Annotated in this window: 19 protein-coding genes and 1 tRNA gene; 8 read left to right on the top strand and 12 right to left on the bottom strand. The window is 72.9% G+C overall.

The genetic code is table 11. The features are described 5' to 3' along the window. Window positions 1-34 precede the first annotated feature (34 nt). A tRNA-Gly gene (locus tag ACZ7RU_RS16770) sits at window positions 35-107 on the bottom strand. 142 nt (window positions 108-249) lie between these two features. After that, window positions 250-567, bottom strand: a complete 318-nt coding sequence (locus tag ACZ7RU_RS16765) for a histone-like nucleoid-structuring protein Lsr2 (protein ID WP_030056585.1) — start codon at window positions 565-567, stop codon at window positions 250-252. A gap of 464 nt (window positions 568-1,031) precedes the next feature. On the opposite strand from ACZ7RU_RS16765, the gene purS reads away from it, so the two are divergent. From purS to ACZ7RU_RS16745, 4 genes are all read left to right on the top strand, one after another. Continuing rightward, the gene (gene purS, locus ACZ7RU_RS16760; RefSeq protein ID WP_049654013.1) at window positions 1,032-1,286 is read left to right on the top strand and encodes a phosphoribosylformylglycinamidine synthase subunit PurS; all 255 of its coding nucleotides are present in this window, start codon (window positions 1,032-1,034) and stop codon (window positions 1,284-1,286) included. Then, window positions 1,283-1,960, top strand: a complete 678-nt coding sequence (gene purQ / locus ACZ7RU_RS16755) for a phosphoribosylformylglycinamidine synthase subunit PurQ (protein ID WP_470341690.1) — start codon at window positions 1,283-1,285, stop codon at window positions 1,958-1,960. The genes purS and purQ overlap by 4 nt, the downstream gene beginning before the upstream one ends. Beyond that, window positions 1,960-4,215 (top strand): phosphoribosylformylglycinamidine synthase subunit PurL, encoded by a 2,256-nt coding sequence (gene purL / locus ACZ7RU_RS16750; RefSeq protein ID WP_470341689.1) that lies wholly within the window; start codon window positions 1,960-1,962, stop codon window positions 4,213-4,215. Before purQ ends, purL begins: the two co-directional genes overlap by 1 nt. A gap of 70 nt (window positions 4,216-4,285) precedes the next feature. Continuing rightward, window positions 4,286-5,101: a maleylpyruvate isomerase family mycothiol-dependent enzyme gene (locus ACZ7RU_RS16745; RefSeq protein WP_470341688.1), complete on the top strand. Its 816-nt coding sequence runs from the start codon at window positions 4,286-4,288 to the stop codon at window positions 5,099-5,101. Window positions 5,102-5,178: 77 nt separating this feature from the next. On the opposite strand, the gene ACZ7RU_RS16740 is transcribed toward ACZ7RU_RS16745, so the two are convergent. After that, window positions 5,179-6,033: a DUF3152 domain-containing protein gene (locus ACZ7RU_RS16740; RefSeq protein ID WP_470341687.1), complete on the bottom strand. Its 855-nt coding sequence runs from the start codon at window positions 6,031-6,033 to the stop codon at window positions 5,179-5,181. A gap of 221 nt (window positions 6,034-6,254) precedes the next feature. Between ACZ7RU_RS16740 and ACZ7RU_RS16735 the strand changes: the two genes are divergently transcribed. Continuing rightward, a complete protein-coding gene (locus tag ACZ7RU_RS16735) occupies window positions 6,255-6,674 on the top strand; it encodes a DUF3151 domain-containing protein (protein ID WP_350631934.1) in 420 nt (139 codons plus the stop codon). Window positions 6,675-6,785: 111 nt separating this feature from the next. Here the strand turns inward: ACZ7RU_RS16735 and fbaA are convergent, their stop codons facing one another. Beyond that, window positions 6,786-7,808: a class II fructose-bisphosphate aldolase gene (gene fbaA, locus ACZ7RU_RS16730; protein ID WP_470341686.1), complete on the bottom strand. Its 1,023-nt coding sequence runs from the start codon at window positions 7,806-7,808 to the stop codon at window positions 6,786-6,788. A 361-nt stretch (window positions 7,809-8,169) separates the two neighbouring features. Here fbaA and ACZ7RU_RS16725 point away from each other — a divergent pair, with 361 nt between their 5' ends. Further along, complete coding sequence (locus tag ACZ7RU_RS16725; protein WP_470341685.1) at window positions 8,170-8,889, top strand: DedA family protein; 720 nt, start codon at window positions 8,170-8,172, stop codon at window positions 8,887-8,889. 87 nt (window positions 8,890-8,976) lie between these two features. Here ACZ7RU_RS16725 and pyrE read toward each other — a convergent pair whose 3' ends face one another. The 6 genes from pyrE to ACZ7RU_RS16695 form a co-directional block, all read right to left on the bottom strand. Continuing rightward, window positions 8,977-9,513, bottom strand: a complete 537-nt coding sequence (gene pyrE / locus ACZ7RU_RS16720) for an orotate phosphoribosyltransferase (protein ID WP_049659651.1) — start codon at window positions 9,511-9,513, stop codon at window positions 8,977-8,979. A 44-nt stretch (window positions 9,514-9,557) separates the two neighbouring features. Further along, a complete protein-coding gene (locus ACZ7RU_RS16715; RefSeq protein WP_470341684.1) occupies window positions 9,558-10,565 on the bottom strand; it encodes a CoxG family protein in 1,008 nt (335 codons plus the stop codon). Window positions 10,566-10,700: 135 nt separating this feature from the next. Then, the gene (locus tag ACZ7RU_RS16710) at window positions 10,701-12,362 is read right to left on the bottom strand and encodes a polyamine aminopropyltransferase (protein WP_470341683.1); all 1,662 of its coding nucleotides are present in this window, start codon (window positions 12,360-12,362) and stop codon (window positions 10,701-10,703) included. A 154-nt stretch (window positions 12,363-12,516) separates the two neighbouring features. Beyond that, window positions 12,517-13,047, bottom strand: coding sequence for a DUF2617 family protein (locus tag ACZ7RU_RS16705; RefSeq protein ID WP_470341682.1), 531 nt, complete (start codon window positions 13,045-13,047; stop codon window positions 12,517-12,519). Between the two features lie 500 nt (window positions 13,048-13,547). Continuing rightward, complete coding sequence (locus ACZ7RU_RS16700; RefSeq protein WP_470341681.1) at window positions 13,548-14,708, bottom strand: pyridoxal phosphate-dependent aminotransferase; 1,161 nt, start codon at window positions 14,706-14,708, stop codon at window positions 13,548-13,550. A 118-nt stretch (window positions 14,709-14,826) separates the two neighbouring features. Next, window positions 14,827-15,393 (bottom strand): type III secretion system chaperone family protein, encoded by a 567-nt coding sequence (locus ACZ7RU_RS16695; protein ID WP_470341680.1) that lies wholly within the window; start codon window positions 15,391-15,393, stop codon window positions 14,827-14,829. Between the two features lie 404 nt (window positions 15,394-15,797). Here ACZ7RU_RS16695 and ACZ7RU_RS16690 point away from each other — a divergent pair, with 404 nt between their 5' ends. Continuing rightward, complete coding sequence (locus tag ACZ7RU_RS16690; protein WP_470341679.1) at window positions 15,798-16,088, top strand: helix-turn-helix domain-containing protein; 291 nt, start codon at window positions 15,798-15,800, stop codon at window positions 16,086-16,088. Window positions 16,089-16,189: 101 nt separating this feature from the next. Here ACZ7RU_RS16690 and clpB read toward each other — a convergent pair whose 3' ends face one another. Both clpB and ACZ7RU_RS16680 read right to left on the bottom strand, forming a co-directional pair. Beyond that, window positions 16,190-18,796: an ATP-dependent chaperone ClpB gene (clpB, locus tag ACZ7RU_RS16685; protein ID WP_470341678.1), complete on the bottom strand. Its 2,607-nt coding sequence runs from the start codon at window positions 18,794-18,796 to the stop codon at window positions 16,190-16,192. Window positions 18,797-18,910: 114 nt separating this feature from the next. Further along, the gene (locus tag ACZ7RU_RS16680) at window positions 18,911-19,864 is read right to left on the bottom strand and encodes a LysR family transcriptional regulator (RefSeq protein ID WP_470341677.1); all 954 of its coding nucleotides are present in this window, start codon (window positions 19,862-19,864) and stop codon (window positions 18,911-18,913) included. 71 nt (window positions 19,865-19,935) lie between these two features. Here ACZ7RU_RS16680 and ACZ7RU_RS16675 point away from each other — a divergent pair, with 71 nt between their 5' ends. After that, window positions 19,936-21,045: a TDT family transporter gene (locus ACZ7RU_RS16675; protein ID WP_470341676.1), complete on the top strand. Its 1,110-nt coding sequence runs from the start codon at window positions 19,936-19,938 to the stop codon at window positions 21,043-21,045. Window positions 21,046-21,055 lie beyond the last annotated feature (10 nt).

Genomic DNA, 21,055 nt, shown 5'->3' with positions numbered 1-21,055 from the left:
AAACTATTGAGTTGTGCTGTGCTCGCGCACTGCGAGCGGACGACGAGATTCGAACTCGCGACCCTCACCTTGGCAAGGTGATGCTCTACCAACTGAGCCACGTCCGCATGGTGCCTGATGGGGCACCCGCCGCCTCTCCGGATCTCTCCGTTGCGGCGACGAGGAATACTCTACAGCATCGTTCGGGGTGGTCGCCCCACCCTTTCGGTCCAGGCGGGCGGGGCGACCGGGAGCGGGCTCCCGCGGGGCTCAGTTCGCCTCGGCGAACGCCTCGTACACGTGCTTGGGGATGCGGCCGCGGGCCGGCAGCTCCATCCCGCGGGACAGGGCCCAGGCGCGGACGGCGGCCGGGTCCGGGGTGAGGGCGGTGCGGCGGAACGACTTTCCGGTACGGCTCTGGCGGCGGCCGGCGGCGACGAACGGAGCGAGGGCCTCCCGCAGCTTTTCCGCGTTGTCCACGGACAGGTCGATCTCGTACGACTTCCCGTCGACGCCGAAGTGGACGGTTTCCGCGGCGGCGCCGCCGTCCAGGTCGTCGGAGAGCGTGACAACTACACGCTGAGCCATGGGTGTCAATCCTCTCGGGCAATTCGGCCCCGGTCCGAGGGGGTACCGGGGCCTGATGTGCACCAACTCGCGCAAGCACGTACGGGCGGGCCGGACGGCTCGCCTGATACGCAGCACTTGCCGCGACAGGTGGCCCTATTCTGCACCCGAAGGGGGCCGAAATCGAAGAGTCCGGCATTCTTTTCCGGATATTCACGTCTCTTCGCGCTCTTCCTGGATACCGGTGTGCGGGACGGGCGGATCTGTCCCCAAGTGCCGTATTCGGGTGTTCTCCGGACGGTGCCGTTCCGAGTGCCGAATCCGGGGAAACCGGTCGGCCCGGTCCGGCGGCGACCCGCCCGGATCCCTTGCGGCGTAAGGGTCTCGGGTCTACGCGCGTCGCTATCCCCGGCCAGCAATCCTGCCCGAAACCACCGGTAGTCTGGAGTTCCCCCGCCTCACCGAAGACACCACCGGGAGTGCCAGTGGCACGCGTCGTAGTCGACGTCATGCTCAAGCCGGAGATCCTCGACCCCCAGGGACAGGCGGTGCAGCGTGCACTGCCCCGTCTCGGATTCACCGGGATCGCCGACGTCCGCCAGGGCAAGCGTTTCGAGCTGGATGTGGAGGGCCCGGTCGACGACGCGGCGCTCGCCCGTATCCGCGAAGCCGCCGAGACCTTTCTCGCCAACACCGTGATCGAGGACTTCACCGTCCGCGTCGAGGAGGAGGGCAAGTGACCACCCGCGTCGGCGTCGTCACTTTCCCCGGCTCGCTCGACGACCGCGACGCCCAGCGGGCGGTCCGCCTCGCCGGCGCCGAGCCGGTCGCCCTCTGGCACCGTGACAAGGATCTCCACCAGGTCGACGCCGTCGTCCTGCCGGGCGGATTCAGTTACGGCGACTATCTGCGCTGCGGTGCGATCTCCCGGTTCTCGCCGGTGATGGAGACCGTCATCGAGCAGGCGAAGCTCGGAATGCCGGTCCTCGGTATCTGCAACGGCTTCCAGGTGCTCTGCGAATCGCACCTGCTGCCCGGTGCGCTCACCCGGAACGACTCGCTGCACTTCATCTGCCGCGACCAGAAGCTGCGCATCGAGAACACGGACACCGCCTGGACCCGGGATTACTCGGCGGGCCAGGAAATCGTCGTGCCGCTGAAGAACGGCGAGGGCCGCTTCGTCGCCGAGGAGCGGGTGCTGGACGAACTGGAGGCGGAGGGCCGGGTGGTCGCCCGCTACCTGGACGTCAACCCGAACGGTTCGTACCGCGACATCGCCGGCATCACCAACGCCGCCGGCAATGTCGTCGGCCTGATGCCGCACCCGGAGCACGCCGTGGAGCCGCTCACCGGTCCGACCACCGAGGGCCTGGGCTTCTTCACTTCCGTCCTGAAGCAGCTGGTGAACGCCTGATGAGCCTCGACACCGTCAAGAACGCCGAGCAGACCCCGGACGCCGCCCAGCCCTGGGCCGAACTCGGCCTCAAGGAGGACGAGTACGCGCGCATCCGCGAGATCCTCGGCCGTCGCCCGACCGGCGCCGAACTCGCGATGTACTCGGTCATGTGGTCGGAGCACTGTTCGTACAAGAGCAGCAAGGTCCACCTGAAGCAGTTCGGCGAGAAGAAGCCCGACTCGGACGCGATGCTCGTCGGCATCGGCGAGAACGCCGGCGTCGTCGACGTCGGCCAGGGTTACGCGGTCACCTTCAAGGTCGAGTCGCACAACCACCCGTCGTACATCGAGCCCTACCAGGGTGCGGCCACCGGCATCGGCGGCATCGTGCGCGACATCCTGGCGATGGGCGCCCGCCCGGTCGCCGTGATGGACCCGCTGCGCTTCGGTGCGGCCGACCACCCGGACACCCGGCGCGTGCTGCCCGGGATCGTCTCGGGCATCGGCGGCTACGGCAACTGCCTGGGCCTGCCGAACATCGGCGGCGAGGTCGTCTTCGACTCCTGCTACCAGGGCAACCCGCTGGTGAACGCGCTGTGCGTGGGCGTCATGAAGCACGAGGACATCCACCTCGCGCAGGCCTCCGGCGCCGGCAACAAGGTCATCCTGTACGGCGCCCGCACCGGTGGCGACGGCATCGGCGGCGTCTCGGTGCTCGCCTCCGAGACCTTCGACGACACCAAGCCGGCCAAGCGCCCGGCGGTCCAGGTCGGCGACCCGTTCCAGGAGAAGCTCCTGATCGAGTGCACCCTGGAGATCTTCCGGGAGAAGCTCGTCAAGGGCATCCAGGACCTCGGCGGCGCCGGCCTGTCCTGCGCCACCAGCGAGCTGGCCTCGGCCGGCTCCGGCGGCATGCGGATCGAGCTCGACACCGTGCACCTGCGCGACCACACGCTCTCGCCCGAGGAGATCCTCATGAGCGAGTCGCAGGAGCGCATGTGCGCGATCGTGGAGCCCGACAAGGTCGACCGCTTCCTGGAGATCTGCGAGAAGTGGGACGTCATCGCCAACGTCATCGGTGAGGTGACCGACGGCGAGCGCCTGGAGATCTTCTGGCACGGCGAGCTCGTGGTGGACGTCCCGCCGCGCACCGTCGCCCACGAGGGCCCGACCTACCAGCGCCCGTACGCCCGCCCGAGCTGGCAGGACGCGCTGCAGGCCGACGCCCCGACCGCCGAGCGGCTGGCCCGCCCGACCACCGGCGAGGGCCTCAAGGCCGACCTGCTGAAGGTCGCGAGCCACCCGAACCAGGCCTCCAAGTCCTGGATCACCGACCAGTACGACCGCTACGTGCTCGGCAACACCGTGCTCTCGGTCGGCGAGGACTCGGGCATGATCCGGATCGACGAGGAGACCAACCTCGGCGTCTCGGTCGCCACCGACGGCAACGGCCGCTTCGCCAAGCTGGACCCGTACACCGGTGCCCAGCTGGCCCTGGCCGAGGCGTACCGCAACGTCGCGGCCGGCGGTGCCAAGCCGCTCGCCGTCTCCGACTGCCTTAACTTCGGCTCCCCCGAGGACCCGGACGTGATGTGGCAGTTCGCCGAGGCCACCCGCGGCCTGGCCGACGCCTGCCTGGTCCTCGGCACCCCCGTCACCGGCGGCAACGTCTCGCTGTACAACCAGACCGGCGACGTCGCCATCCACCCGACCCCGGTGGTCGCGGTGCTCGGCGTCATCGACGACGTCACCCGGCGCACCCCGCTGGCCTTCGCCGAGGAGGGGCAGCTGCTCTACCTGCTCGGCGACACGGCGGACGAGCTCGGCGGCTCGGCCTGGTCGCAGGCCGTCCACGACCACCTCGGCGGCCTGCCGCCCAAGGTGGACCTGGAGCGCGAGCGGTTGCTCGGCGAGATCCTGATCGCCGCCTCGCGCGACGGCATGATCGACGCCGCGCACGACCTGTCCGACGGCGGTCTCGGCCAGGCGCTGGTGGAGAGCTGCCTCAAGGGCGGCCACGGGGCGCGGATCGTCGTGCCCGAGGGCCAGGACCCGTTCGTCCTGCTGTTCTCGGAGTCGGCCGGCCGCGCCGTCGTGGCGGTGCCGCGCAGCGAGGAGCTCCGGTTCAACGACATGTGCACCGCGCGCGGCCTGCCGGCCACCCGGATCGGTGTCGTGGACGGCGAAAGCCTGGACGTCCAGGGCCAGTTCAGCGTCTCGCTGGCCGAGCTGAAGGACGCCCACACCGGCGTCATCGAGGCCCTGCTGGCCTGACGGCACGGTTTTCCTCCGGGGCGGGTGGTTCTCTGGTGAACCACCCGCCCCTGGGCGTATGTTGACGCCCATGCCTGCCAAGTCCCGTACGTATCAGCCGCAGAAGACGAGCGCCGCGTTGGTGGCGCAGTGCGAGGCGGTGCGCGACGTCGTGCACCGGCTGACCGAGTCCGACCTGGAACGGCCGACCCGGCTCGGCTCCTGGCGGGTGCGGGAGCTGGTGACCCATGTGAGCCTGGCGCTGAGCCAGATGCGGGCCGTGCTGGACGCCGCGGAGGTGGACGGGCCGCCGCTCCCGCTGGCCGACTACGCGGCGCTGGCCGCGTCGATGGCCGAGTTCGTCGACGCCGCGACCACGGAGCACACGGCGATCGGGTTCGCCGGCCCGCCCAAGGAGGTGGCCGCCGCGTTCGACGAGGCGCTCGACACCGTGCGGGCCGTGCTCGGCCGGGCGGCCGCGTTGGAGCCTGACCGGCGGGTCACCTTCCTGAGCGGCCATCCGCTCCACCTGACCGACTACCTGGTGTCCCGGCTGGTCGAGACCGTGGTGCACGCCGAGGACCTGGCCGACGCGCTCGGCCTGGACGCCTTCCCGCACGACCGCGAGGCGGTCGCCGCCGTCACCCGGATGCTGGCCGACGCCCTCGCCGGACAGGTGCCCGGCGGCGCGGTCGAGCTGCGGATCCCGCCGTACGCGGTGGTCCAGGCGGTACCGGGGCCGAAGCACACCCGCGGCACCCCGCCCAACGTGGTGGAGACCGACCCGCTGACCTGGATCCGGCTGGCCACCGGCCGGGCGGACTGGGCGGCGGCGGTGGAGTCGGGCGAGGTGTCCGCCTCGGGGGAGCGCAGCGACCTCCGGGAGTACCTGCCGGTGCTCCGGTAGGGCCTGCCCCGTTCGCGCACCCGCCGAGAACCGTCGGACGCGCCTCCGCCCGTCCCGGCCCGGCCGGGACGGCCGTCCTACGGGACGGACGGCCCGCTGAGGTACACGCCCTCCGCCGAGTACGGCCAGGCGTTGGGAGTGCAGCCCTTGAGGCCGTAGATCTGCTGCATCATCGCGGGCGCGGGCTTGCCGTCGCCCGGGCAGCCCTCGTGCCCGTGGCCGATCCGGTGGCCCACCTCGTGGTTGACGATCAGCGCCCGGTACTCCTCCAGCGGCCCGCTGAACTGGGGTGAACCGGTGTTCCAGCGCTTGGAGTTGACGAGCACCTGGTTGCCGACGTTGCAGTTGACCTCGCCGTGGGTGTCCAGGCCGGAGGCGCCGCAGATCCGGTCCACGGTGGCCGGTGAGGCGATCTTCACGGTGAAGTCGTACGGGCCGTCGGCGACCAGGTGGAAGCCGTTCCTGCGGTCGTTGGTCCAGCCGCGCCGGTCGCCGAGGATGCCGTGGATCTGCGCGGCGGCGGTCGGGGCGTCGATGCCGATGCCGTCCTCGACCTCGACCCGGTAGCGGCGCACGTTGCCGCGCCCGACCGGCTTGGCGGTGGCGGGGGCGACGGTGAAGGACCCCGCGCCCATGGTGGGCCCGGGGTCCGGCCCGGCGGGGCCGGGCGGTGCGGGCGGCGGTGCCGTCGGAGGGACGGCCGGCGTCGGGGGCTGCGCGGGTGGTGGGGCGCTGGCCGGTACCGGGGCGGCGGTGGCGGGAGCCGGGGGCGGGGCCTGCTCGGGCCCCGGCGCCGCCGTGGCGGCCTGCTCGGCCGGCGGGGCGACCCTCGCCTGGGTGGTCGCGGCGGCGTCCGGGCTACCGGTGGGGCGGGTCAGCATGATCGCGGTGGCGCCCAGCACCAGGACGGAGAGCGCCAGTGCCGTGAGCATGCCAGGACCGGGTCTGCGCCGCGGTCGGCGGCGTCGGCGACCGCCCTTCCGGGGCGGTGCGGTGCGCCTGCCGACGGATCGGGCTGCGGACATGATCATCACACTGGCATGGCGAACGGGTGAATGTCCACACGCCCCGGAGGCGGCTCCGGGGCGCCGGGGGCGGTGGATCGCACGGGACGGCGGTTGACCCCTGCGTCTCGGGTGGCAGACTTCAGGGCATGGCGATTCACAGGAACCTTCTCGACGGTCCCGAACCGACCCTCCTCCCGGAGGAGGAGCGGCCCTACCGGATGCTGGCGGAGGAGTCGGCCTCCCCGACCCAGGTCGCGGCCGAGTTCCCGGCCTTCTGCCTGGCGTGGGCCATGCTCGCCGACGACGCCTACGCGGCCGGCCGGTACGTCGAGTCGTACGCCTACGCCCGTACCGGCTACCACCGTGGCCTGGACGCGCTGCGGCGGAGCGGATGGAAGGGGCACGGCCCGGTGCCGTGGGAGCACCGCGGCAACCGCGGCTTCCTGCGCTGCCTGGCGGCGCTCGCCCGGGCGGCCGGCGCGATCAAGGAGACCGAGGAGGAGGCCCGCTGCTGGCAGTTCCTGAAGGACAGCAGCGCGGAGGCGTACGCGGAGCTCAAGCAGTAGACACCCCCCGACGTACGGGTGCCCCCGGCGGTTCTCCGCCGGGGGCACCCGTGTTTCACGCTCGGGGCGCGGGCCCTACGCGGGGCGCGAGCCCGGCTTCGGGCGCGGGCCTCACTTCAGGCGCTTGCCCGCCGAACGCAGCTGCTGGGCGGCCTCGACCACACGGGCGGCCATGCCGGCCTCGGCCAGCTTGCCCCAGGTGCGCGGGTCGTAGGTGTTCTTCTTGCCGACCTCGCCGTCGACCTTCAGCACGCCGTCGTAGTTGGCGAACATGTGGCCGGCCACCGGGCGGGTGAAGGCGTACTGGGTGTCGGTGTCCAGGTTCATCTTCACGACGCCGTTCTCCAGCGCGGTGGCGATCTCCTCGGCGGTCGAGCCCGAGCCGCCGTGGAAGACGAAGTCGAACGGGTCGGTCTTGCCGTACTGCTTGCCGATCGCGTCCTGGAGCTCGCGCAGCAGCTCCGGCTTCAGCACGACGTTGCCCGGCTTGTACACGCCGTGCACGTTGCCGAAGGAGGCGGCCAGCAGGTAGCGGCCCTTCTCGCCCAGGCCCAGCGCCTCGGCGGTGCGCACGGCGTCGTTGACGGTGGTGTACAGCTCGTCGTTGATCTCGTGGGTGACGCCGTCCTCCTCGCCACCGGTCGGGGTGATCTCGACCTCGAGGATGATCCGGGCGGCGGCGGCCTGGGCCAGCAGCTCCTGGGCGATGGCCAGGTTGTCGGCGAGGGTCTCGGCCGAGCCGTCCCACATGTGCGACTGGAACAGCGGGTTCTGGCCCTTGGCCACGCGCTCGGCGGAGACCGCCAGCAGCGGGCGGACGTAGCCGTCCAGCTTGTCCTTCGGGCAGTGGTCGGTGTGCAGCGCGACGGTGACGTCGTACTTGGCGGCGACGATGTGGGCGAACTCGGCGAGCGCGACGGCGCCGGTCACCATGTCCTTGTTGTGCTGGCCGCCCAGGAACTCCGCACCACCGGTCGAGATCTGGATGATGCCGTCGCTCTCGGCCTCGGCGAAACCACGCAGCGCGGCGTGCAGGGTCTGCGACGACGTGACGTTGATGGCCGGGTAGGCGAACTTGCCCGCCTTGGCCCGGTCCAGCATCTCGTTGTAGACCTCGGGAGTTGCGATGGGCATGCGATCCGCTCCTGTCGGGTTGCGGCGTACGGACGGTGCTGTCCGACGCTGTGTACGCCTTCGTGACGACTCCGTGCCGGCCCGCCGACGCGCGGCGTTGCGGTGTGGCTCTCCGGCACGTTCGAGGCGACCTCCGCGGTACGGCCATGAGGGTGGTGTGCCGTTGCGGACCGGACGCCTGTGCCATCTTCCCAGACTCGTGCCCGCAGGTCAGCAGGAGCCCGCCATGCGGAACGGCGCACGGCACGGGCGCACGGCGGTTCCCGGGCGGTGCCGGCGGGGGTCGGGAGCGGTCCCGGCCGGGCGCCGTCGGTACGGGACGCCCGCTTCGCCGGCAAGGTTCGCCCGCTATCCTGCGCCCGTGGACTACAACCAGCTGGCCGTCAACCTGCTCGACGCCAAATCCCTGATCTCGTCCCTCGGCGCCATCGGGCTGATCGCGATCATCTTCGCGGAGACCGGCCTGCTGGTCGGCTTCTTCTTCCCGGGTGACTCGCTGCTGATCCTCGCGGGCGTCGCCGCCTCGAACGCCGCCTCCTCGGTGCTCGGCGACGGGGCCAAGCTGCCGATCGCCGTCCTGCTGGTCGGCTGCCCGATCGCGGCGATCGCCGGTGCCCAGCTGGGGCACCTGATCGGCGCCAAGGTCGGGCCGAAGATGTTCGACAAGCCCGAATCGAAGATCTTCCGCCGCGAGTACGTGGTGAAGGCGGAGGAGTACTTCAACAAGTTCGGCTCCGGCAAGGCGGTGGTGCTGGCCCGCTTCATGCCGATCGTCCGCACCTTCCTGAACCCGGTCGCCGGCACCCTGGAGATGCCCGCCCGGACGTTCTTCCTCTGGAACGTGATCGGCGGCGTGCTGTGGACCGAGTCCATGCTGCTGATCGGCTACTTCTTCGGTGACGCGCTCGCCCCGGTGATCGACAAGTACCTGATCCCGGCGGTGCTGCTGATCGTCCTGCTCTCGGTCTCGCCGATCCTGGTCGAGGTCCTGCGCGAGCGGAAGAAGAAGCGGGCCGGCGGCATCGAGGCCGCCGACGACGAGCAGGTCCAGGCCGGCGGCGGCCGGCACCGGCGCGGCTGAGCGCCCGGCGACCCGGACACGGCGAGGGCCGGTGCCGTTTCACGTGAAACAGCACCGGCCCTCGGTCGTTCGTCGTACCGGACCGGGTCAGAGACCCAGGTCGTCCAGGGTGTACGCGGTCACGTACTCCAGGCCCTGGGCCTCTACGGCGGCCGCGCCGCCGCGCTCCACGATCACCGCGACGCCGACCACCTCGGCGCCCGCCTCGCGCAGCGCCTCCACGGCGGTCAGCACCGAGCCGCCGGTGGTGGAGGTGTCCTCGACGGCCAGCACCCGGCGGCCCTTGACCTCGGGGCCCTCGATCCGGCGCTGGAGGCCGTGCGCCTTGCCGGTCTTGCGGACCACGAAGGCGTCCAGCTGCTGCCCGCGCGCGGCGGCGGCGTGCAGCATCGAGGCGGCCACCGGGTCGGCGCCCAGGGTCAGACCGCCGACGGCGTCGTACTCCAGGTGCGAGGTCGCGTCCAGCATCACCCGGCCGACCAGCGGGGCGGCCACGCCGTCCAGCGTGATCCGGCGGAGGTCGACGTAGTAGTCGGCCTCCTTGCCGGAGGAGAGGGTGACCTTGCCGTGCACGACGGCCTTGTCCTTGATCTGTGCCAGCAGGGCGTCGCGGTCGTTGCTCATGAGCGTTCAGTCTAGGCCCTGGACACGGACGCGGCGCCCCGGGCTCAGCGTCGGCGCAGTGCCCTGACCAGCACCACGGCGCCGCCCAGCAGGGCCACCGAGCCGCCGATCACCCACGGCACCGCGCTGCGGCCGCCGGTGCCCGGCACCACGATCCCGCCGGCCTCGCCGCCCCAGCGGGACGCCGCCCGGGCCCGCGCGCTGCGGGCGGGCAGCGCCGGGGCGTACGGGCCGCGCGGCGGGGCGTGGTCCACCTCCTCGGCGGACCGGCCGACGATGCTGCGGCGCACCGGGCCGCTGAGCGCCGGCTCCTCCTCGTACGCGAAGAGCGGCTCGGCGGGGAGTTCCTCGGCGACGCCGTCCTGCTCGGCGGAGACTCCCTCGCCGTCGACGTCGTCCTCCTCGTCGTCGTCGGCGGAGCCGGTGGGCAGACCGAAGCGCTCGGCGTCGGCGTCGGAGAAGGCGATCAGGTCGGAGAGGTCGTCGTCCAGGTCGTCGCCGGGCTGGTCCTGGCGCTCCTCGATGAAGACCACACCGGCCTCGGGGCCGTCGGCGGCGGACTCGGCCGCTTCGGCGTCCTCCTGGTCCTGGTCCTGCGGCTGCTCGCCCTCCGGGGCGGCCAGCGCGGCGGCGAACCTGTCGAGCAGGCGGCGGCCGGTGCTGTCGAGGGTCTCCTCGTCGAACTCGGTCAGCCGGCCGGTGGCGCTGAGGTCGCCGGTGAAGCGGATCGCCGCGGTGCCGTCCTCGGCCCCGTCCGCGACGCTGACCCGGACGGTCGCGGTCACCTCACCGCTGCCCCGGGCCTCCTCGCCCTCGGCGAGCACGGTCAGCACGCCCTCCCGGCCCTCGATCAGCGACAGCACGCCCTTGTACGTGATCGTGGAGCCGCCGACCCGCAGCTTGAGCCGGCCGCTGATCTCCTCGGCAGCACCGGCCCCGACCGCGGCCGGCTCGGTGCTCAGCCCCGGCACGCTCCGGGCCAACAGCGCCGGATCCTGCAAGGCCTGCCGCACCAGCTCGGCGGACATCGGGACGACAACCTCATGCTCCATGCAACGGAGCCTACCGACTGGGCCCCGCACGGTCCCTACCCACCACCACCAGATTTTCCCCGCCCCACCCGTCCCCTTGGCCGTCGCACCATCGCCGGGCCGCCCGGCGCGTGCCCGGCCGTCGCTCCCGCGGCGTCAGCGGGGGCCGAGGAGGGTGAGGGCGGCCGGGGGGTGGGCGGGGCGGAGGGCGGTGAGGCGGGTGGCGGTGGTGTGGAGGGTGTCGGGGGTGAGGGCGCGGGGTGGTGGCGCGTCGGGGGCGAGGGTGAGCGGGGGCGGGGTGGCGGAGGCGAGGAGGAAGTTCTCGGCGCCGTCCGGCGGGCCGGGGCGGCAGCCGGCGGTGGCACTGCCCGGGACGGCGTACGGGGCGGTCCGCAGTCCCGTGGTCCGCAGGCCGGACTCGATCCGCCAGAGGCCGTCCAGGTCGCTCCCGGCGCGGACGGCGATCCGGCCGCCGGGGGAGAGCAGCCGGCTGGCGAGGCCGTAGAACTCCTGGGAGTGGAACTTGACCGGCCCGCCGTCGGCCGGGGCCGGGAGGTCGGCGAGCACCACGTCGTACGGGCCGTCCCCACCAGGGCCGTCCCCGCCGGAGGCGTCCGCGCCGCGCAGCCAGGCCATCGGGTCGGCCGCGGTGGTGCGGACCCTGGGGTCGTCCAGTGAGCGGCCGCCGAGGGCGGCGAGCGCGGGGTCGGTGCGGGCGAGCCGGGGGAGGGCCGGGTCGGCGTCGACCAGCCGGACGGTGCGGACGCCCCGGTGCCGCAGCACCTCCCGCAGGGCGAGGCCGTCGCCGCCGCCGAGCAGCAGCACCCGGGCGTCCGGGCCGGCCGCCATGGCGGGGTGGACCAGGCCCTCGCTGCCCCGGTACTCGTCGGGCCCGCAGACCGCGAGCCGGCCGTCCAGGTAGAGCCGGAGCGGGCCCTCGGCGGGACCGGTGAGCACGATCTCCTGGGAGCGGCCGCGGGTCGCGTAGCGGACCTGGTCGCCGTACAGGGCGTACCGGGCGGCGCGCTCGACGGCGTCGGAGCCGGCCGCGGCCGCCGCGAGCAGGGCGAGGACGAGCAGGCAGCCGCCCCAGAGCAGCCGTCGTATCGGGGGGGCGGGTTCCTCGCGGAACAGCCAGAGCACCACGGCCGCTCCGGCGACGGCGTTGACGGCGCCGGTGAGCAGGGCGCCGTCGCCCGGCCCGAGGGTGGGCAGGATCAGGAACGGGAAGGCGAGGCCGCCGATCAGCGCGCCCACGTAGTCGGCGGCGAACAGGTCGGCGACGGCCCGTCCGGCGTCCTCGCGCCGGATCCGTTGGATGAGGGTCATCAGCAGCGGGATCTCGGCGCCGATCAGGATGCCGATCAGGCAGGTGAGGCCGACCATGGCGGCCTGGTAGCGGCCGATCCAGGCCCAGCAGGAGTAGAGCGCGAGGACGGAGAGTCCGCCGGTGAGCGCGAGCGCGCACTCGACGAGGGCGAAGGCGGTGGCGGGCCGGCTGGTGAACCGTTTGGCGAGCAGCGAGCCGAGGCCCATGGCGAACACCATGACGGAGAGCACGACGGAGGTCTGGGTGACGGTGTCCCCGAGCAGGTAGTCGCCGAGCGCCACGAGTTCGAGCTCGTAGACGAGTCCGCAGGCCGCGCAGACGAACGCGGCCAGCAGGACGGTCAGGCGGGCGAACCGGGGGCGGGAGCGCAGCCGGGACCGACGGCGGGTGGGCGGCAGTGGGGCGAGGCCTCGCCCGGGCCGGAGGGGGGTGCCGTCGTCGAGGTCCACTCGCGGGCGTGCGGGCGGACCGGCCGGATGGTTGATCACGAACAAACGCTAGGGGACGTGCGGGACGGATGGCTGCGCCCATCCGACGGACAGTGGGCGACGTCGGATTGACGAACCGTTCCTGCGTGCGATTCGTAGGCCTGTGGTGGGCGGCCTGCGGCCGGATCGGTGCACCGCTCCGGGCTGCGGGCGGTCATGGCCCGGACACCACCAGGGAGGAGCGGGTGCACACCAGCTGCCCCTCCTGGGGGTAGGCGTGCCAGGTGCGCCAGAGTAGCCGGTCCGCGCCGCCCTGGGTGACCAGCGCGGTGAAGGCGCTCGGGTCGCCCGGGAAGACCCCGGCCAGGCCCCGCGGGTGCCCCTCGACCAGGGCCAGCAGCTCCTGGGCGCGGGCCGCGAAGTCGTGCGGGGGCAGCGCTTCGATCCGGGCGGCGAACTCGTACTCCCAGCCGCCGACCTGCTTGGCCACCCGGGCCGGCAGCGGGGTGCGGCGGCCGGGCAGACAGGCGACGGTCTCCAGGCACCGGCCGGGGCCGGCGTCGATCACCACCTGGTGGGAGGCGCCCAGCAGGCGCAGTTGGAGGGCGCCGGACGTGCCCGGACGGCCGGCTCCGTCGAGTCTCAGGTCGCGGACGGCGAGAGCGGGCAGCGGGTCGCCGCCGAGGCACCAGGCGAGGTCACCGGCGCGGGTGTCCGTGTAGGAGGTCTGCAGTGTGGTGAGCATGCTCGGCTCCGCGTTTCAGCTCCGTGCGCGCCCGCCGAGCAGCAGCGAGTAGGCCTAGGCGATGGCGAGGCTGTTCGTGGCTGTCCGGCCCTGGGCGCGGCCGACCGTGGAAGGAAGGATTCCGGCTGGAGATTCAGCAGCAGAGAAGCACGAATACGCCGGGTCCGCCGGTGATTTACCCAACTTTGTCAAGCATTCACCGTTTCGAGCACACCTGCTTCCCGGCTCTGATCGAGCCCATGTGCGAGTCTGCACAGCGCGCGCCCCTATCACCGGCTCGTGCGCCGTGCGCGCCGGGTGTGCGCTGTCGAGGTGCATCACGCACCGCCGCCCTCCGAACGCGGGGCGCGGAGGGCGGCGGAGGCGTGCCGACGCGGCGGGAGGACTGCCACCGTGGCACCAAACAGGCGTATAGATCAAGTGAGTTGATGATCCATCAGAACTGGTGTCGGATCACCGGCAGCCCTGTTCGAGGAGCGCGAAAGGGGGCGTGCGGCCGCTCACAGGCGCTGTAGGCGGGTGACGGCCTCCTGGAGCACCTCGTCCTTTTTGCAGAAAGTGAAGCGGACCAGGCTACGGCCGGCCTCCGGGTCGTCGTAGAACACCGCGTTCGGGATCGCGACGACGCCGCAACGGCCGGGCAGGGCACGGCAGAACGCGATGCCGTCCTTCTCGCCGAGCGGGGTGATGTCGGTGGTGACGAAGTACGTGCCCTCGGGGGTGAAGGCCCGGAAGCCGGCCGCGGTGAGGCCGTCCACCAGCAGGTCCCGCTTGCGCAGCAGGTCGGCGCGGAGGGTGTCGAAGTACGTGTCGGGCAGCCGCAGCGCCTCGGCGACGGCGTACTGGAAGGGGCCGGCGCTGACGTAGGTGAGGTACTGCTTCGCGGTGCGCACGGCCGCGACCAGCTCGGGGCTCGCGGTGACCCAGCCGACCTTCCAGCCGGTGAAGGAGAAGGTCTTGCCGGCCGAGGAGATGGTGACGGTGCGCTCGCGCATGCCGGGCAGGGCGGCGAGGGGGTGGTGGGTGGCGCCGAACACCAGGTGCTCGTAGACCTCGTCGGTGACGACCAGCAGGTCGTGCTCGACGGCGATCGCGGCGACGGCGGCGAGCTCCTCGGCGGTGAGGACGGTGCCGGTCGGGTTGTGCGGGGTGTTGATCAGCAGCAGCCGGGTGCGCGGGGTGATCGATGACCGGAGTTCGTCCAGGTCGGGGCGGAAGGACGGGGCCCGCAGGGTGAGCGGGCGGCGGGTGGCGCCGGCCATCGCGATGCAGGCGGCGTAGGAGTCGTAGAACGGCTCGAAGGCGATCACCTCGTCGCCGGGTTCCAGCAGGGCCAGCAGGGTGGCGGCGATGGCCTCGGTGGCACCGGCGGTGACCAGCACCTCGGTGTCCGGGTCGTACGAGAGCCCGTGGAAGCGCCGCTGGTGTTCGGCGATCGCGGTGCGCAGCTCGGGGATGCCGGGGCCGGGCGGGTACTGGTTGCCGCGGCCCTCGCGCAGGGCCCGGACGGCCGCCTCGCGGACCTCCTCGGGCCCGTCGGTGTCCGGGAAGCCCTGGCCGAGGTTGATCGAGCCGGTGGCTGTGGCCAGCGCGGACATCTCCGCGAAGACCGTCGTGCCCATCCCGGCCAGTCGGCGGTTCAGCAGTGGCCTGGTACCCATCGGTGGCTCCCTCACGGCTCGTCGTCAGGGCCATCCTGGGACAGCCGCGAGCCGGGGACAAGAACGGCCCGCCACCGGGCTGAGGCGGTGGCGGGCCGTACCGGGCGTGCGGGCGCGATCAGGCCTCGTCAGTGCCGTCGGTGCCCTCGGTGCCCTTGCCGTCCTCGCCCTCGATCTCGTTCTGGAGGCCGAGGCGCTCGACGATCCACTGCTCGAAGCCGACCGAGGCCTGGGTCCAGTTGGCGGTGGTGGTGACGAAGTAGTCCAGGTTGACGCCGGTGCCGACGATCATCTGGGCCTCACCGATCAGGCGGACCACGCCGTCCTCGTGGGTGTGGGTGTAGACCTTGGGCCAGAGGGTCTCACGGTTCCACTCGTCGATCAGGTCGAGGATCTCGCCCTTCTTCTCCAGCGGGTACGCGCGGTCGTAGAAGGCGCGCACCGCGAAGAGCTCCTTCTGCTCGCCGCGGAACATGTAGTAGACACGGAAGCCCTCCCAGGGGGCGGTGAGGTCGCCCTCCTCGTCCACGACGTGCTTGAGCTGCATCTGGTCCAGCAGCTGGGTCACCAGGGCCTGGTCCGGGACGACGATCGGCGGCGGGCCGGCCGGCCGCCCGCCCTGGCCGCCGGGCTGGCCGCCCTGGGGGACGCCGAAGGACGGGATGGACGACGGGTCGATGCTCATGGGGGTCCTCTTCCTCAGTGCACGTGGTGGCCGGCAATGAGAGGCCGCCCTTTCCACCTCCCATCCTGCCTCATCCGGGCCTCCGCTCACAGGGGCAGCCGAGGGGTGCGTCGATCTTCGTCCGGCGTTCTTCGCGGCGTCGTCCGGTGCCTCCGGCCGGGGTGGAACGGGTGGCGGTCACGGAGGGTGCGCGGGGTGGGGACGGGGTCGGGGCGCGGGTCCGGGCGGGGGCCGCGCGGAGGGGATGGCGGGCGCCGGGTCACGCGCCCGGCGCGCTGGTCCGGCTGCCTCGCGGAGCGGTCGAGGTCGGCGCGCGACGGAATTCGCTTCGGTCAAATACCGTTACTGCCGGGAGAGTTGAGCCGTCCTGAGGCGGACGGTCCGGAATCGGGGAGGGAGCGGGCATGGGTGGAGCGACGGGGGACGGCGCGACGCTCGGGGCGCTGCTGCGGAGCATCCGGCTGGACCGGGGGATGACGCAGGAGCAGTTGGGCGAGGCGACCGGGCTGAGCGTGCGGTCGATCCGGGACCTGGAACGGGAGGTGTCCTGTCCGCGGGTGACCACGCTGCGGCTGCTGACCCAGACCTGGGGGCTGCCGGACGCCCAGGTGGCCGAGCTGCACCGGTTGGCGCGCAGCCGCCGGGACCGGGCCCGGCGGCTGCTGCGGTCGGGCGGTGGGTCGGCGGCGGAGTGACCGCGGCCGAGTGACGGCGGCCGAGTGACGGCGGACGAGTGACCGCTGCCGAGTGACGGGGAACGAGCCGGGGCCCGGGTGCGAACCGGGCCCCGGCGGTGCTACTTCTCCAGCGGCCCCCGGCCGCGGACGGTGAGGCGGTCGCCCGTCTCGTCCCGCTCGACCACGACGGTGTCCCCGTCGTGCACCGCGCCGGACAGGATCGCCCGGGCCAGCTGGTCGCCGATCGCGGACTGCACCAGCCGGCGCAGCGGGCGGGCACCGTACGCCGGGTCGTAGCCGGTGAGCGCCAGCCAGTCGCGGGCCGCCTCGGAGACCTCCAGGGTGAGCCGCCGCTCCTGCAGCCGCTCGCCCAGCCGGGCCACCTGGAGGTCGACGATCCGGCTCAGCTCGGCGGTGCCCAGCGGCTCGAAGACCACGATGTCGTCCAGCCGGTTGAGGAACTCCGGCTTGAACGCGGAGCGGACGGCGCCGAGCACCAGCTCCCGCTTCTCCGCCTCCGGGGTGGTCGGGTCGACCAGGTACTGGCTGCCCAGGTTGGAGGTGAGGATCAGGATGGCGTTGCGGAAGTCCACCGTGCGGCCCTGGCCGTCGGTGAGCCGCCCGTCGTCCAGCACCTGGAGCAGGACGTCGAAGACCTCCGGGTGCGCCTTCTCCACCTCGTCCAGCAGCACCACGCTGTACGGACGGCGGCGGACGGCCTCGGTGAGCTGGCCGCCCTCCTCGTAGCCGACGTACCCGGGCGGGGCGCCGACCAGCCGGGAGACCGAGTGCTTCTCGCCGTACTCGCTCATGTCGATCCGGACCATCGCCCGCTCGTCGTCGAACAGGAAGTCGGCCAGGGCCTTGGCGAGTTCGGTCTTGCCGACGCCGGTCGGGCCGAGGAAGAGGAAGGAGCCGGTCGGGCGGTCCGGGTCGGCGATGCCGGAGCGGGTGCGCCGCACCGCGTCCGAGACGGCCTGCACGGCCTCCCGCTGGCCGATCAGGCGTCGGCCCAACTCATCTTCCATGCGCAGGAGTTTGGCGCTCTCGCCCTCCAGCAGCCGGCCGGCCGGGATGCCCGTCCAGGAGGCGACCACGTCGGCCACGTCGTCCGGGCCGACCTCCTCCTTGACCATCGAGGCGGAGGAGTCCTGGTCGGCGGCGCGCTCCTGGGCGTCGGTGAGCTCCTTCTCGGCGGCCGGGATCTCGGCGTACATCAGCTTGGACGCCCGCTCGAAGTCCCCGTCGCGCTGGGCGCGTTCGAGCGCGCCCTGAAGGTCGTCCAGCCGTTCCTTGAGCTCGCCGACCCGGTTGAGGCTCTTCTTCTCCTGCTCCCAGCGCGCGGTGAGCACGCTCAACTGCTCGTTCTTGTCGGCGAGATCGCGCCGCAGCCGGGCCAGCCGGTCCACCGAGGCCGGGTCGGACTCCTTCTCCAGGGCCAGCTCCTCCATCCGCAACCGGTCCACGGCGCGCTGGAGTTCGTCGATCTCGACCGGGGAGGAGTCGATCTCCATCCGCAGCCGGGAGGCCGCCTCGTCGACGAGGTCGATCGCCTTGTCGGGCAGGAAGCGGGAGGTGATGTAGCGGTTGGACAGGGTGGCCGCGGCGACCAGGGCGGCGTCCGAGATCTGCACCTTGTGGTGCGCCTCGTACCGGCCCTTGAGGCCGCGCAGGATGGCGATCGAGTCCTCCACGCTGGGCTCGCCGACCAGCACCTGCTGGAAGCGGCGCTCCAGGGCCGGGTCCTTCTCGATCCGCTCGCGGTACTCGTCCAGCGTGGTGGCGCCGACCATCCGCAGCTCGCCGCGGGCCAGCATCGGCTTGAGCATGTTGCCCGCGTCCATCGCGGAGTCGCCGCCGGCGCCCGCGCCGACCATGGTGTGCAACTCGTCGATGAAGGTGACGACCTGGCCGTCGGAGGCCTTGATGTCGTTCAGGACGGCCTTCAGCCGCTCCTCGAACTCGCCTCGGAACTTGGCGCCCGCGACCATCGCGCCCAGGTCCAGCGCGACCAGCCGCTTGCCGCGCAGCGACTCCGGCACGTCGCCGGCCACGATGCGCTGGGCCAGGCCCTCGACCACGGCGGTCTTGCCGACGCCGGGCTCGCCGATCAGCACCGGGTTGTTCTTGGTCCGGCGGGAGAGCACCTGGACCACCCGGCGGATCTCGTGGTCGCGGCCGATCACCGGGTCGAGCTTGCCGTCCCGGGCGGCCTGGGTGAGGTCGGTGCCGTACTTCTCCAGCGCCTTGTAGGTGCCCTCCGGGTCCGGTGAGGTGACCCGGCCGCTGCCGCGGACGTCCTTGAACGCGGCGAGCAGCGCCTTCGGTGTGGCGCCCTGGTGCCCCAGCAGCTCGGCCACCTGCCCGCCCTCGGCGGCCAGGCCGACCATCAGGTGCTCGGTGGAGACGTACTGGTCGTCCAGGTCGTTCGCGCGCCGGCCGGCCTCGGTGAGCACCGCGACGGTGTCCCGGGCGAGCTGCGGCGCGGCGACCGTCGAGCCCATCGCGCTGGGCAGCGCGGCCGCCTGGCGGCGGGCCTCGGCGTCGATCCGGGCGACGTCGGCCCCGACCGCCTCCAGCAGGGGCCGGGCGATGCCCTCGGGCTGCTCCAGCAGGGCGATCAGGATGTGCACCGGCCTGACGTCCGGGTTGCCGGCCGTGCCTGCCTGCCGGATGGCGGCGGACAGGGCGTCCTGCGTCTTGGTGGTGAACTTGCTGGCGTCCACTGCTGGGGGGTCCTCCCTGGTCGTCGTTCACTACTGCCACGTACAGCGCTGCCACGTACGACAGAACGAACAGCGCTGCCACGTACAGCATGCACTAAGTTGAGTGTATTCCGCTCAACCTTTCCCGACTCCGGTCGCGCCCCGACGCTCCGGTGAACGCCCGGTGGACCGCCGGGTCAGCCCCAGCAGCTCCCGGGCCGGGCCGCCCGGCCGCTGCCCGGCGGGCCAGACCGCGCGCAGCGGCCGCCGCAGGTCCAGCTCCTGCGCCAGCGGCACCTCGACCAGCCGCCGGGTGGCCAGCTCCTCCCGCACCACCAGCTCGCTCAGGCAGACCGGTCCCGCCCCGGTCATCGCCGCCGCCTTCAGCGCGGTGGACGAGGCCAGCTCCATCCGGGGCCGGGCCGCGCCCCCGTACGGTCGCAGGGCCGTCTCCAGGACCTCCCGGGTACCCGAGCCGGGCTCGCGCAGCACCAGCGGGACGGCCGCCAGCTCGGCCCCGGTCAGCGGGGTGCGGCGGCGCGCCCACGGATGGCCGGGCGCCACCACGACCACCAGCCGGTCCGCCGCCACCACCGTGCAGGCCAGTCCGGGCGGGGCGGACGGGCCCTCGACGAAGCCGAGGTCGGCCTCCCCGGCCAGGACGTGCCCGGCGACGTCCGCCGAGTTCGCCGTCCGCAGCGTCACCGCCGTCCCCGGGCTGGCCTCGGACAGGCCGAGCAGCCAGCCGGGCATCAGGTACTCGGCGACGGTCAGACTGGCCACCACCCGCAGCTTGGCGTCCCGCCGCTCGCGCAGCGCGTCGATCCCGGCGTCCAGTGCTTGCGCCGCCTCCACCACCTGCCGGGCCCACTCGACCACCAGCCGGCCCGCCTCGGTGGGCCGGCTGCCCCGGGGCGAGCGGTCCAGCAGCGGGACGCCGATCTGCCGCTCCATGCCCTTGATCCGGGCGCTGGCGGTCGGCTGGCTGACGCCCAGCTCGGCCGCCGCCCGTCCGACGCTGCCCAGCCGGGCCACCGCGAGCAGCAGTTCCAGGGCGCCGAGTTCGGGGACGTGCGGGGAGAGGGGCATAGGTCCAGGCTATGCCCCCATAGAAGCCCGGGCGCTACCGGCCGCCGGGCCGTCCGGGCGACGGTGGGAGCATGTCCACTCTGGCGGCTACCCGCCCCCTCGCCCGCCCCGCCGTCCGCCCCCGGTTCGACCTCGCCCAGCTCGGCCCCAACTGGTACGCCGCCGTGATGGGCACCGCGATCCTGGCCAACGGCGCCGCCGTCCTGCCGGTGCGGCTGCCCGGGCTGACCGGCTTCGGCGAGGTGATGTGGGCACTCGCGCTGGCCGCGCTGCTGGTGCTGGCCGGGGCCCGGCTGGTCCACCTGACCCGGCACCGCGAGGCGGCCCGCGCCCAGCTGCTGGACGACCCGGCCACCGCGGTCTTCTACGGCTGCCCGCCGATGGCGCTGCTGGCGGTGGGGCTGGGCACCCTGCTGCTCGGCTCCCGGGTCATCGGCACCGGCCCGGCGGTCGCCCTGGACGCGGTGCTGTGGACGTTCGGCACCCTGTACGCGCTGGCCGTGGCCGGCGGCATCCCGTACCTGATGATCACCCGGCACCCGCTCTCCGCGCTGGAGGCCAACCCGACCTGGCTGCTGCCGGTGGTCGCCCCGCTGGTCGCCTCCGCCTGCGGCCCGGCGCTCGTCCCCCACCTGCCGGCCGGGACGGCCCAGCAGGCCATGCTGTACGGCTGCTGGGCCCTGTTCGGGATCGGCCTGCTGGCCACCCTGGTGCTGCTGCCGGTGGTGTTCACCGGGCTGCTCCACAGCAAGCTGCCCGCCCTGGCGCTCACCCCCTCGCTGTTCCTGGTGCTCGGCCCGCTCGGCCAGTCCGTCACCGCGGTCCACCAGCTCGCCGACGCCGCCCGCCCGGTGCTGCCCGCGCTGGCGCCCGCCATGGTCGACCTCGCCGAGTTGTACGGCGTGGCGGTGATCGGCGTCGCGATGCTCTGGCTGGCCGTCGCGCTCACCGCCAACCTGCGCGCCCGGCGGGCCGGGATGCCCTTCGCGATGACCTGGTGGGCGTACACCTTCCCGGTCGGCACCTGCGTCACCGGCGCCTCCGCGCTGGCCCGGCACACCGGCTTCGGGGGCTTCAGCGGGCTGGCCGTCGGCCTCTACCTGCTGCTGGCGTTCGCCTGGGTGCTCGCCGCGGGCGGCACCGCGACCGGGCTGGCGCGGCGCCGACTGCTGGCCCGCTGACGACGGCGGC

Source organism: Kitasatospora sp. NPDC114501, from assembly GCF_055633695.1.
Note: the sequence above shows the minus strand (reverse complement) of the source record. Positions and strands in the feature narration are given on the sequence as shown.

Excerpts from the sequence above, each read along its gene's own strand:
- ACZ7RU_RS16765 (WP_030056585.1), bottom strand. The coding sequence starts at position 567 with ATGGCTCAGCGTGTAGTTGTCACGCTCTCCGACGACCTGGACGGCGGC.
- purL (WP_470341689.1), top strand. The coding sequence starts at position 1,960 with ATGAGCCTCGACACCGTCAAGAACGCCGAGCAGACCCCGGACGCCGCC.
- ACZ7RU_RS16745 (WP_470341688.1), top strand. The coding sequence starts at position 4,286 with ATGCCTGCCAAGTCCCGTACGTATCAGCCGCAGAAGACGAGCGCCGCG.
- ACZ7RU_RS16740 (WP_470341687.1), bottom strand. The coding sequence starts at position 6,033 with ATGCTCACGGCACTGGCGCTCTCCGTCCTGGTGCTGGGCGCCACCGCG.
- ACZ7RU_RS16735 (WP_350631934.1), top strand. The coding sequence starts at position 6,255 with ATGGCGATTCACAGGAACCTTCTCGACGGTCCCGAACCGACCCTCCTC.
- fbaA (WP_470341686.1), bottom strand. The coding sequence starts at position 7,808 with ATGCCCATCGCAACTCCCGAGGTCTACAACGAGATGCTGGACCGGGCC.
- pyrE (WP_049659651.1), bottom strand. The coding sequence starts at position 9,513 with ATGAGCAACGACCGCGACGCCCTGCTGGCACAGATCAAGGACAAGGCC.
- ACZ7RU_RS16715 (WP_470341684.1), bottom strand. The coding sequence starts at position 10,565 with ATGGAGCATGAGGTTGTCGTCCCGATGTCCGCCGAGCTGGTGCGGCAG.
- ACZ7RU_RS16705 (WP_470341682.1), bottom strand. The coding sequence starts at position 13,047 with ATGCTCACCACACTGCAGACCTCCTACACGGACACCCGCGCCGGTGAC.
- ACZ7RU_RS16700 (WP_470341681.1), bottom strand. The coding sequence starts at position 14,708 with ATGGGTACCAGGCCACTGCTGAACCGCCGACTGGCCGGGATGGGCACG.
- ACZ7RU_RS16695 (WP_470341680.1), bottom strand. The coding sequence starts at position 15,393 with ATGAGCATCGACCCGTCGTCCATCCCGTCCTTCGGCGTCCCCCAGGGC.
- ACZ7RU_RS16690 (WP_470341679.1), top strand. The coding sequence starts at position 15,798 with ATGGGTGGAGCGACGGGGGACGGCGCGACGCTCGGGGCGCTGCTGCGG.
- ACZ7RU_RS16680 (WP_470341677.1), bottom strand. The coding sequence starts at position 19,864 with ATGCCCCTCTCCCCGCACGTCCCCGAACTCGGCGCCCTGGAACTGCTG.
- ACZ7RU_RS16675 (WP_470341676.1), top strand. The coding sequence starts at position 19,936 with ATGTCCACTCTGGCGGCTACCCGCCCCCTCGCCCGCCCCGCCGTCCGC.